8 protein-coding genes are annotated in these 11,244 nt (G+C 46.9%); 2 read left to right on the plus strand and 6 right to left on the minus strand.

All coding sequences use genetic code 11. The annotated features are described in order from the left end of the window. Positions 1 to 62 precede the first annotated feature (62 nt). From fba to L21SP3_RS08015, 5 genes are all read right to left on the minus strand, one after another. Positions 63 to 1,013 carry a class II fructose-1,6-bisphosphate aldolase gene (gene fba, locus L21SP3_RS07995; RefSeq protein WP_077540394.1) on the minus strand — a complete coding sequence of 317 codons (951 nt, stop codon included), beginning with the start codon at positions 1,011 to 1,013 and terminating at the stop codon, positions 63 to 65. A 275-nt stretch (positions 1,014 to 1,288) separates the two neighbouring features. After that, positions 1,289 to 3,316, minus strand: coding sequence for an elongation factor G (gene fusA, locus L21SP3_RS08000; protein ID WP_161488149.1), 2,028 nt, complete (start codon positions 3,314 to 3,316; stop codon positions 1,289 to 1,291). A 219-nt stretch (positions 3,317 to 3,535) separates the two neighbouring features. Next, complete coding sequence (locus L21SP3_RS08005; protein ID WP_077540398.1) at positions 3,536 to 4,699, minus strand: hypothetical protein; 1,164 nt, start codon at positions 4,697 to 4,699, stop codon at positions 3,536 to 3,538. Between the two features lie 61 nt (positions 4,700 to 4,760). Further along, positions 4,761 to 5,774: an ADP-ribosylglycohydrolase family protein gene (locus L21SP3_RS08010; RefSeq protein WP_077540400.1), complete on the minus strand. Its 1,014-nt coding sequence runs from the start codon at positions 5,772 to 5,774 to the stop codon at positions 4,761 to 4,763. 239 nt (positions 5,775 to 6,013) lie between these two features. Then, positions 6,014 to 7,729 carry a carbon starvation CstA family protein gene (locus L21SP3_RS08015; protein ID WP_077540402.1) on the minus strand — a complete coding sequence of 572 codons (1,716 nt, stop codon included), beginning with the start codon at positions 7,727 to 7,729 and terminating at the stop codon, positions 6,014 to 6,016. Between the two features lie 185 nt (positions 7,730 to 7,914). On the opposite strand from L21SP3_RS08015, the gene rsmH reads away from it, so the two are divergent. Beyond that, a complete protein-coding gene (rsmH, locus tag L21SP3_RS08020; protein ID WP_077540404.1) occupies positions 7,915 to 8,895 on the plus strand; it encodes a 16S rRNA (cytosine(1402)-N(4))-methyltransferase RsmH in 981 nt (326 codons plus the stop codon). A 75-nt stretch (positions 8,896 to 8,970) separates the two neighbouring features. Further along, positions 8,971 to 9,930, plus strand: coding sequence for a metallophosphoesterase family protein (locus tag L21SP3_RS08025; protein WP_077540406.1), 960 nt, complete (start codon positions 8,971 to 8,973; stop codon positions 9,928 to 9,930). A gap of 30 nt (positions 9,931 to 9,960) precedes the next feature. On the opposite strand, the gene L21SP3_RS08030 is transcribed toward L21SP3_RS08025, so the two are convergent. Further along, complete coding sequence (locus L21SP3_RS08030) at positions 9,961 to 11,058, minus strand: family 43 glycosylhydrolase (protein WP_077540408.1); 1,098 nt, start codon at positions 11,056 to 11,058, stop codon at positions 9,961 to 9,963. Between the last annotated feature and the right edge of the window lie 186 nt (positions 11,059 to 11,244).

Raw genomic sequence — 11,244 nt, forward strand, 5'->3', positions numbered from 1 at the left:
CGCATAAGAAAGGCCGGCTTCAAAACCGGCCTTTTTAATTTCATACCGCTGAAACAATCAGCTTATCTGCATTCAGCAGCCTTGCCTGAACAGCCGAGAACTTCGAGCTTATGGAGAACCATATTTTCAATAGCATCGCGGCCTGGGCCGAGGTATTTACGCGGATCGAATTCGCTCGGATTGGTAGCGAAAACTTCACGAATCTTTGCGGTAAGAGCCATACGGAGGTCTGTATCGATATTAACCTTGCAGATAGCCATCTTTGAAGCTTCTGTAATAGCTTCCTCCGGCACGCCCATAGCGTCGGGCATATCGCCGCCGTATTTATTGATCAAATCCTTGAATTCCGGAAGCACTGAGCTTGAACCGTGCATAACCAGCGGGAATTCCGGAATCTTCTCGGAGATCTTCTCAATCACATCGTAAGCAAGCTTTGGAGCTTCCTTGAATTTGTAAGCGCCGTGGCTTGTCCCGCAGGCGATAGCGAGCGAGTCAACGCCGGTTTTCTCTACAAATTCCACAGCCTGATCTGGGTTGGTCAGGTGCTTCATTACGTCTTCAGAAGAAACGCCTACAACATCCTCTTCAATCCCGCCGAGCTGGCCGAGCTCTGCCTCTACAACTACGCCGTGGTCGTGAGCGTATTCAACAACCTTCTTTGTAATCGCGATATTTTCCTCAAGTTCGTGGTGTGAACCGTCGATCATTACTGATGTAAAGCCGTCATCAACGCACTGCTTGCAGGTTTCGAAGCTGTCGCCGTGGTCGAGGTGCATGGCAATCGGAATGTCAGGATTCTGCTCTGCAGCAACATCAATAATTGCCTTGAGATAATTCATATTCGCATACTTCCTCGCCCCTTTTGACACCTGAAGTATCAGCGGAGACTTTGTTTTTGCGATTGCATTAACAATACCCTGAGTGATCTCCATATTGTTAACATTGAACGCACCGATCGCATAGCCGTTTTTATAAGCGGCATCGAACATCTTTTTGGTTGTTACAAGAGGCATTACACGCTCCTTTATCTTAAAAGATTCTTAAATTTATCAATTGCGTTAAAAAAGCGCAGACTCTCTGCGCTCAAACAAGAAGAATATATTATTCAATCTTCACGGCTTGTCAAGCGTGCTGCCAAAGGCAAAAAACCAGAGCCGCCCCGTCAAGCACAAGGAGACAAGCAGGCAGAAGAGTATGGAATATAAATCGCCGAACTTCAAAGTGTTTAAAGGCTTTAGAAATTCGCCCCAAGTAAAAAGCCTGCAAATTATGCAGGCTTTTAATTAGTCTATTCTTTTTCCTCTTCGGCCTTGTATTTCTCTATTACCTTCTGCTGCACATTCGGCGGAACTACATCATAATGGCTAAGTTCCATTGAGTAGCTGCCTTGTCCTCCGGTCATACTCTTAAGCTGGCCGTCATAGTTTGCCACTTCCGAAAGCGGAACAAGCGCCTTCACCGAGGCCATATCCCCCGAAAGCATTTCCTGGCCCTGCACCCGGCCTCTCTTGCCGGATATATCGCCGGTAACATCGCCGATGAATTCGGTTGGAACGGTAATCTCCATATCAACCACAGGCTCGAGCAGACAGGGCTTTGCCTTCTGCACAGCATCAATAAATGCCCCTTTGCCCGCAGCTCTAAAAGCAACTTCCTTGGAATCTACAGGGTGATGCTTGCCGTCGTAGATGCTTACCTTGATATCCTGCATCGGAAATCCTGCTGTTACGCCGGACTCCATCACATCCTCAATACCCTTAACTACTGGCGTTTCAAATTGAGAAGGGATGGAACCGCCAAAAATATCCCAGCTGTAAGACAGCGATGGTTCCTGATCGCGTTCGCCGGGCTCCACCCTGAGATAGACCTCGCCGAACTGACCAGCCCCGCCGGACTGTTTCTTGTGCCTGTAATGGCCTTCTGCTTTAGCTGTGATAGTTTCTTTGTAAGGAATTTTTGGCGGCTTGGTGTTAACATGGACCTTGTAAATCTTTTCCATTTTGGAGAGCATAACTTTCAGATGCATCTCTCCCAAACCCTTGATTACAAGTTCCTTTGTGTTGGGGTCGTGCCCTTCCGCGAAACAGGGATCCCCTTCACAAAGCCTTTCCAGAGCCACGCCGATTTTCGTCTCATCCCCTTTGGACGCAGGCTCCAATGCGAGAGCAAACATAGGCAGCGGGAGTTCTGTAAGTTCAAAACTTCCGCTAACCTTACCGTCATGAATAAGATCACCGTATTTCAGGTCATCGATTTTCGCAAGACATATAATATCACCCGCCGAAGCGCTTTCGATCTCGTCTGTTTCAGCTCCCTGAGGCCTTAGAATATGCCCGGGACGCAAAGCCTTTTTCTCATCATTGCAGTGCATCTGAGTATCGGATTTAATTGTGCCGCTGAAAAGGCGGATGAATGAATATTTCATATGGGTTTTGGGGTCCGTACCCACTTTGAAAACAAGTCCTGCAAGCGGGCCTTCCGGATCCGCCTTGAGCTCTGTTTTATTCTCACCGTCAGTTAGAACTGCGGGTTTGGCCTGGTCAGGTGATGGAGCGCTTTCATAGATCACCTCGAGAAGCTCCTCAATCCCTGCTTCATTTTTTGCGCTTGTGAAAACTATTGGAACAACGCTGCCTTCCAGCATCGCCTTCACAAAAACCTCTTCCACCTTCTGCTTGCTTATCTCTTCTCCGCCGAGGTATGCCTCCATGAGGTCATCATCGCATTCGATAATGCTCTCTACGAGCTGCGTATGAGCGTCTTCCGCTGTGATAAAGGATTCTCCCTGATCATTAGATACGCAGTCTATAACGGATTTATGGTCTAAGGTTGGAAGGTTCGCACATCTGCATTCTGTTCCGAAGGTCTGTTGAATCTGCTCAACAAGCTCGGCACATTCTGCGTCATCGTGATCGAGTTTGTTTACTACAATAATCTTGCACAGGCCAGCCTGATCTGCTGCCTTGTACATCCTTCTGGTGTTCACTTCTATGCCGTTGCTGGCATTTACTACAATAAGAGCTGTTTCTGCTGCTGAAAGGGAGGAAAGGGCTCCGCCTAAGAATCCCGGATAACCCGGACAATCGATAAAATTGATTTGTTTGCCTTTGTAGTCGGTATGAGCTATTGCTGACTGAATTGAATGCTGAATTTCTTTTTCTTCGTCGTCGTAATCACAGACGGTATTCTTTTCCTCGATCGTTCCGTGCCGGTTTATCTGACCGGTCTTGTGGAGAGCCGCCTCCACAAGCGTGGTTTTCCCAGAACTTCCATGACCGAGGAGTACAACGTTTTTTATGTCGCTTACTTTAGCCACAATGTCGCCTCCGTGTATAGTAAAACTTTAGTTTAAAAGCAAGGCAATTTTTGACAGTAGTGGGATGTTACTGAAATCTTTTTTCTTGGCAAGCAAAATTGTGGGAAAAATCCAAGTTTAACAATAAAAAGTTTGATTAGAGCATTATTAGCATACCCTAAAAACGGGATTAAACTTTTATTCGCTTTCAGTAAGCAGCAGATTCATTCCGGAAAATCCCTAAAGCTCTTTGAGCCAGTTGTCCGCAAATTCTATGAGGTCGAGCTCATCTGTAATTGAATCCCTGTTAAAATCAGCATTCGGATCATCAGTTTTCCAGACACTTGAAAACGCCGAATAATCCGACTGGTCTATCTTCCCGTCGCCGTTAAGGTCTCCAAAGAGAGAATGAAAATTAATGCGGTAATAGCCGTCATTTGCGTGCATATCATCATCAATAAGAGTTCCGCCTTCAGCATCAATTACTGAATCGCAGCTGATCTCTAATACGAAATTCCCGTCCGGAAGCGGCGCGTCCGGCGTTATGCTAAGCCCCTCTAAATCCTCTTCAATTAACACAGAAGATGGAATAATCTCTGAATTGCTCGTATTTCGAATATTTATCTCAGGACTGGATTCTGAAGCGAGCGGCTCGCTGAATTGCAGAGATATATCATCAATCCTTGAATTCTGCGTCAAATCCTCAAGCGAGCAGTGCTCAACATAAACAAAGGGCTGTATGCTCCCGTAGGCTTCAAGCTCCAGAACTGTGGTAAACGGGTAGCTCCCGCCGGCAGTTCCTGAAATTCTTGCCTTGGTGCAGACGATCGGGTCAAAATTAAATTCTATATCCTGATACATCTTTAGCTTTTCAAGAGGCTCGGACTGGGTGATATTTGAAGGCTCTGCATATTCGCCGTTCTTAAATACCTCAATCTTTATATCCTCAAAAAATCCGCCCTTGAGAGGATTATCCGCCACATAGGTATTTACCCCGTTCCAGACAACATCACCTTCATAAAATCTTACCGAATCAATCAATACAGGTTCGCCGAATTCAAGCTCATACCAGTCCTGCTCGCCGCTGAGGCCTAAGCTCCAGTAAGGACGATGCCCGTTATGAGAATTATCATAAACCCCGTCAATCAGAGAAAGGATATTGTATCTGTCATTGGAAGTGCTCGTGTGTTTTTTGGCCGCATTAACTGTTACATCAATCCCGTTTGCAAGAGCCTCTCCTGCAAGTCCCCTCGGGGATTCCGGAGAAGGATTTTCAGGCAGAGCCGAAGCCTGCTGGGTGTTGATTTGGTAAGTTATTTGTTCGCCGTCTATTTGTTTAGCACCGCCGTTTGCGAGTATATTAGTTTCTGCTAAATCAGCTGCCCTGTTTGCTATGCTGTTCACTGATTCGTAAGAATTCAGGTTTAGCCTGTATATGTTTCGGTATGTATTGCTGCATACATCTTCACCGAACAGGTCTTGAGGGAGGCCGCTTCTGCCTTTTATTATGCCGATTATACCCCCCCCCCGCTGTGGCCGGGTTGCAGTCGCAGTCCCAGCCCGCTAAAATTCCTATCTGGGCAGTGTTTTTATAATCGCCATCACCATACAAAAGGCAAAGTACCGTTGCCCCCAGGTTGACAGTGGATTCTATCCAGTTGTGATATCTGCCATTGGCAAAATCTCCGCTGCCGTAATAATCATAAAGCAGGCTGCGGGTTTCCCGCCAATTTGGCGTTCCCTCGGCCATATCGGCCTCGTACCAGCTCAGCACATCTGAAACCACATCATAGCTTCTGCTGGTAGCTGGAAGAATATCCAATGCATTCTCAACAAGTGTTTTAATATCAGACTCAAAATAAGCCATTGAATACATTGCCCCGTAAAACTGGGCTGCGTGTACAGGGTAGCCGGCATTTGAAATATTCGCAAATGTATAAACAGTGTCAACGGTGCCTTGGGTAAGACCGGGGTAAACCGCACCAATTATCTCAGTAGTAATCTGCGAATCGATGGAATACCAGTGCATATTTCTGTGCCTGCTGCCTGTTTCCGGAGGAATATACCCATCGCCCATTAAAGACCAAGCCTGACGATTCGAAATGTAAACCCCTGACCCGCTTGAATTTATATGATCCAGCCATTGCCAAGCAAGCTGCTGACCCGTAGGGTTGGCCCCGTATTGCTCAAGCGTATCCATCGCAATATATTCGATATCAGTATCATCATCTCCCGGCCAATAATCATCAGGGCCTCTGAGGTCCCAATCAACGCTTTCAGCAGGATTAGGTGAACTGCCGCTGTAATGCCCTTCTGTTGACCGTCCGGCCATATTGGCCACAATCTGACCAAGCCACATCCCTTCGATACGGTCAACCAAATCCGAACGCATAATTTGTTCCTGTGAGAAGCTCTCCTGCGGAAAGACCAAAGATATGCAGAAGAACATTATTAAACCCGAACTTACAAAAGTTTTCATACTAACCCCATATAAATATACAAATTTAGCTAATTAGCACTTTTCTACATTAAAGGTTTGGTAAAGTCAAGTTTAAATAAGTGTAGTTTAGCAGAATTATTTAAAACAAAACTAATAAGTTTAAAGGCAAAACTTGAGCCTCAGTTTGTGTTTTTGCATTATAGCTCGAAAAGCCTGCAAATTCCGGCACTGATATTCGAGAATTCACGCTTTAAGATTGCTTTTAACATTCCGAGAAGCTAATCTTCTGCCGGCCTGCGGGCGAAAACAATTCCTGCCTCTATTGTTACCCAGAGAGCGAGCAGGAATACCAGCCCCCCGATAGCCACGAGCAGGATATTTCCGTTCTCGGCAAATCTTATTTCGTTGAGCACCATCGCCCAGTTTGTGATAATCAGCATAAATATGCAGGGAATCAGGGCGAAGATAAATTTCTTCCCGCCTTTGGTGCGCAGATAAAGCGTTATTACCAGAAGAGCCAGTGCAGCGAGAAGCTGATTTGCGCTTCCGAAAAGCGGCCAGAGAACCAGAGCCCCTTTTCCGCCTGCGCCGTTTGCAAAAGCCAGCCCTGCTGCTGTGAGCACTGCAAGGCTTGTGGCTGTCCAGCGGTTTTTCAGCCAGCTGATTTTGAAGTCCTGAGCCAGTTCGCCCACCACATACCTCTGAAGACGCACTGAAGTATCGAGAGTTGTGCTTGCGAAAGAGGCAATGAAAACGCCCATAAGCGTCGTGCCAACGGCTGCTGGTATCCCGATAGAGCCCATCATATTTGCCGCACCTAACACTACAGGCCTTAGTTTGCTGTTCAGACCCTGCGAGCCGATATAGTTTGAATACTGCTCGTTCCACGCTGCAGCACCCGTGAGGGTTTGCCCGTCAACCTCAAGAGCCATTCCGATTCCCGCAGATACACATACAATCACCAAAAGCGCAAGCACCCCCTCCAGCAGCATTGAACCGTAGCCAACGAAAAGCGAATCGGTTTCTTTCTCCACCTGTTTCGGGCTTGTACCTGAGGCCACAAGCGAATGAAACCCGCTCACTGCCCCGCACGCAATCACCACAAACATAAACGGCCAGATCGCCGGGGTGGTTTCCGGGACATTTTGATTTATCATCGGTGCAGACATCTCAAAATCTGTTGTAAAACCGGAAAAAACTGCTCCTGCAATAAGCAGAGTCAGTGCTACGAAAAGCTGCCATGCGTTGATATAGTCCCTCGGCTGTAAAAGCGTTGTTACCGAAAGAGTGGAGGCAATCCATGCGTAGATAAGAAGAAGAATCACCCAAACCCCGGAGGCTGGAATCCCCATCATAGAGGGAATCTCAATCGGGAAGTAAGAACCTGCAATAATCATCAGATACATAGCTATAACCGCTGCTGCTGTGCTGATATTCACGTTCGCACCCATTTTGTAAACCGCTTTACCGAGCAGTACAGCTATCGGTATCTGAAACCATACAGGAATCACCGAATTGGGAAAGAGGGTGAATACGCTCGCTATTACAACGCCGAAAACCGCTATCAGAATCAGCAGTGTTAGGAATACAACCGCAAAGAATATAAATCGCACGCGTTTGTTGATGTATTTCGCTGCGGCTTCCGATACGCTCCTGCCCTCATTACGCATTGATATTACAAGCGAGCCGAAATCGTGCACGGCACCCATAAATATAGAGCCGAGAAAAATCCACAGAACCGCCGGAAGCCAGCCCCAGATTATACCGATAGCAGGACCTACAATCGGGCCGGTGCCCGCAATGGATGTGTAGTGATGGCCGAAGATTATGCCTCGCTTCGAGGGGACGTAGTCTATCCCGTCGTTTATCTTTCTGCTCGGAACCTCTCTTGAGTTGTCAAGCCGGAATATCTTGCGGGCGAGAAACCTGCCGTAGGTGTTGTAGGCAATAATATAACCAACAAAACAGACTGCTAATAAAATAAGCGTTTCCAAAATAAACTCTCCGAAAAAAATTATGTTATGCTGAAATATTATAATAGTATTAAAATCATATCAAACCAAAAAGGCGATTTTCGAAAAGAAATTATATTTGCTATTTAAGTGAAAAGTGCTGATAATTACGGCTGAAAGCTGATTATTTAAGGTAAAGTTTTGTTAAACGAACCATTCAAGGCTATATGACAGCGAGAAAGAAGAACAATTCCGCCCCGCCTTTGAGGGCAAAGGGAAAAACAAAACCCGGCACGCACAAGCCGGTGCTCGAAAGAGAGATTCTGAAAAATCTCTCACCCGGCATGGGAGAAACTGCCGCAGACTGCACGCTCGGCTACGGCGGGCATGCGGGCAAAATTATGGAAAAGCTGGGCGAAGAAGGCCTGCTTCTCGGCTTTGATGTTGACATCGCTGAGCTGAAGAAGACCGAAAAAAGGCTCAGCTCTCTGAAGTGCGGATTCAGGGGGATAAACAGGAATTTCCGTTTTATCAAAGAAGCAGCAGCAGAGCTTGGAATCAGCGGATTTGATGTTATACTCGCTGACTTAGGCGTTTCGAGTATGCAGGTGGATAATCCGCAAAGGGGAATAAGCTACAAGTCAAACGGGCCTCTGGATATGCGAATGGACACCAGCCTTGAACTTACAGGCGAGAAGATTCTCCGTGAGTATTCCGAGGGAAAGCTCTCAGAAATATTCGACAAATATTCCGATGAACCCGACAGCGAAACCATCGCCTCCTTTATAGCAGGCCAGAGGAAGGCCTGCCCGATAACAACTGTAAACGAGCTTATTGATCTGATTCTCAATGCCAAGGGCTATTCTAGAAATACCTGGCAGAAGCATAATAAGCAAAGCGCTTTCGGCGCCTCGCATCCGGCAGCGAGGGTGTTTCAGGCTCTCAGGATAGAAGTTAATGATGAGCTCGGGGCGCTGAAGGATCTGCTCAAGGCGGCTCCGGATGTTCTGAGCCCGGACGGGCGGCTTGGCATAATATCCTTTCATCAGGGCGAGGACAGGCTAGTGAAGAAAAGCTTTGCGGAAGGCCTTCAGCAGGGTTATTATACATATATATCCAAGAAGCCGGCAGCCCCTTCCGCAGGCGAGATTGCAGAAAATCCACGCAGCTCTTCTGCAAAATTCAGATGGGCTGTAAAGTGCAAATAAAACGTTAATCATTGAGGCTTATAATCAGGCAAAATCAAAGCAGATAAATAAAAATAGTTTTTAAGGAAGATAAAAATGAGCAGTAAAGAGATTGACAGAAGAAGTTTTCTTGGCAGTGCAGGGGCTCTGGCTGCCGGAATAATGCTGAATTCCGGTACGCCGGCAAAGGCCGCACAAAACGGCAAGGCAGGAAGTAAGCAGGGTTCGAGAATCTGCCATCTAACAGATATCCATATCACACCCTTCAGAGATGCTCCGGAAACTTTCGAAAAGGCGATTGAGCAAATTAATTCACTAAACCCAAAGCCGAGTCTTATAGTTACCGGCGGAGACAATATTATGGATTCCTTCTCAACCCCTGAAGAGCAGGTGAAAAGGCAGTATGAGGTGCTTGATAAGCTGATGGCAAAAACGGACATCCCCGTTAAATACTGCCTCGGCAATCACGACCTCTGGGGCTGGAACAAATCCAAGAGCAAAACCACCGGAGATGAGGCAAAGTGGGGAGCAAAATGGCCTATCCGGCATTACGGTCTTCCCGGGGAATACTACACATTCAACCATTCCGGCTGGAAATTCATTATCCTCAACACTGTCCAGCCGGACCCGAACGATAAAAACGGATATATCGGCGGGATTGGAGACAAGCAATTTGCCTGGCTTGAAAATGTGCTTGCGGGTATGCCTTTAGATATGCCCGCTGCGATTGTATCCCATATCCCCCTGCTGACAATTTCAAATTTCGAGCTTATGGATTCAGGGCGGAATCTGCCTAAAATAAATCCCGGCTGGATATGCTACGACGGGCCTAAGGCAGCAAAGCTTTTCAGCAGATACAAAAATGTAAAGCTCTGCCTCAGCGGGCATATGCACCGCCAAGACAGAATCGACTATATGGACGTTAGCTATATCTGCGACGGAGCCGTCTCCGGAGGCTGGTGGCGAGGGCCGCACAGAGGCTGCCAAGCCGGCTTCGGCCTGCTGGACTTAAACAGCAACGGAAGCTTCAAACACGAATATATAGAATATCTGTAAATCCTGACAGCGAATAAACAGTTGCTGAAATCAAAACTCCTGCGCTTCTTCTTTCCCGGGAGAAGCGTAGAGAGGATCGAGAGCTTTAACTCGGATCTCGCCTGTATCAAGCTGGCGGATATCCATTGGCACAATTGTAACCCCCTGTTTGTTCACGGTGTAGGCGGTATCGCTCAAGTCTTTGGTTTGGGCATGTTTTCTGCTGATTCTCGGAACGTTTGCATTGTAGAACGCAGTGCACCACCACCGGCCTTGCTTATCCTTGAAAAGGGTGCCGTGGCCGAGGAATCTTCCTGCAAATTTTCTTTTGCCGTATCCTCCGTTTATCTTATCAGAAACGCAGTAGTAAAGGTTGTATGAGCCTTTGCGCATCTTGTCCGTTGACCAGCCCGTTCCGAACAATACATACTTATCGCCGATCTTCCTTATCATGCAGCCCTCATGGCCGATTTTTCTGTTTGAAGGCCAAATGCGCACCCAATCACCGGCCACGCCGGAGAAATCATCTTTCAGCGGAACAATATTAGCAGCTCCCCAGATCAGCCATACTCTTCCGTTTTCATCTTCAAACAGGGTAGGGTCGTGCCTTTTGCGAATATTCTTCCCCATCGGATTGAGATAAGGGCCTTCAAGCTTTCTGCCCCTTGTAACTGAGAGATTAGCCCCGTTAACAGGAGCAGGGCTTGTATGAACAATAACCCAGCATCCGTCTATAAAGTGCATCTCCGGAGCCCAAAGCCGCCAGTCGTTTATGTTTCTGTGCTTTTCGGGATATACCTCCGGCCAGATTCCGTCTGCAAGAGAATAAGGAGCCCCGATATACTCCCAATCGATAAGGTTTCTGCTTCTCCAGAGCCGCATAATATGCCCAACCCTGTTCGGCGAGATGTTGTCGTTATATTTGTTATGAAGGAATTTTTCCGAATCCTCAGGGAGTTTGGTTGTGCCGGTGAGGTAATACCAGCCGTCCGGCATAAGAATTATGTACGGATCTCTTATCCAGCCGTCTTTGATGTGAAGGGCTTTGTTTCTTTCCTTTAGCCCTGCCCTTATCTTCTCAGCGGGCATTGCAGCAAACAGCGAGGAGCAAATTAGTGCCAACACGCAGATTATTACTGATTTCTTCATAAAGCTTTCCTTAATCTAAGATAAAAATACCGACTGTATATTAGATACCCCTTGCGATCGTATTTTTTCAAAATTTTCCTAAGACAGGATAATTTGGAAGGGGGATTTCTTTTGAATTGCCCGGGATTGTTTTTGCACCGCGAAGGGCGCTAAGGGCAGGAAGGATTTTTTTAATTTGTTTAAACC

This window comes from Sedimentisphaera cyanobacteriorum (assembly GCF_001997385.1).
Taxonomy (GTDB): Bacteria; Planctomycetota; Phycisphaerae; order Sedimentisphaerales; family Sedimentisphaeraceae; genus Sedimentisphaera; species Sedimentisphaera cyanobacteriorum.

What these genes read in the sequence shown, in the direction of transcription:
- fba (WP_077540394.1), bottom strand. Translation starts at nt 1,013, where the DNA reads ATGCCTCTTGTAACAACCAAAAAGATGTTCGATGCCGCTTATAAAAAC.
- L21SP3_RS08010 (WP_077540400.1), bottom strand. Translation starts at nt 5,774, where the DNA reads ATGAAAACTTTTGTAAGTTCGGGTTTAATAATGTTCTTCTGCATATCT.
- rsmH (WP_077540404.1), top strand. Translation starts at nt 7,915, where the DNA reads ATGACAGCGAGAAAGAAGAACAATTCCGCCCCGCCTTTGAGGGCAAAG.
- L21SP3_RS08025 (WP_077540406.1), top strand. Translation starts at nt 8,971, where the DNA reads ATGAGCAGTAAAGAGATTGACAGAAGAAGTTTTCTTGGCAGTGCAGGG.
- L21SP3_RS08030 (WP_077540408.1), bottom strand. Translation starts at nt 11,058, where the DNA reads ATGAAGAAATCAGTAATAATCTGCGTGTTGGCACTAATTTGCTCCTCG.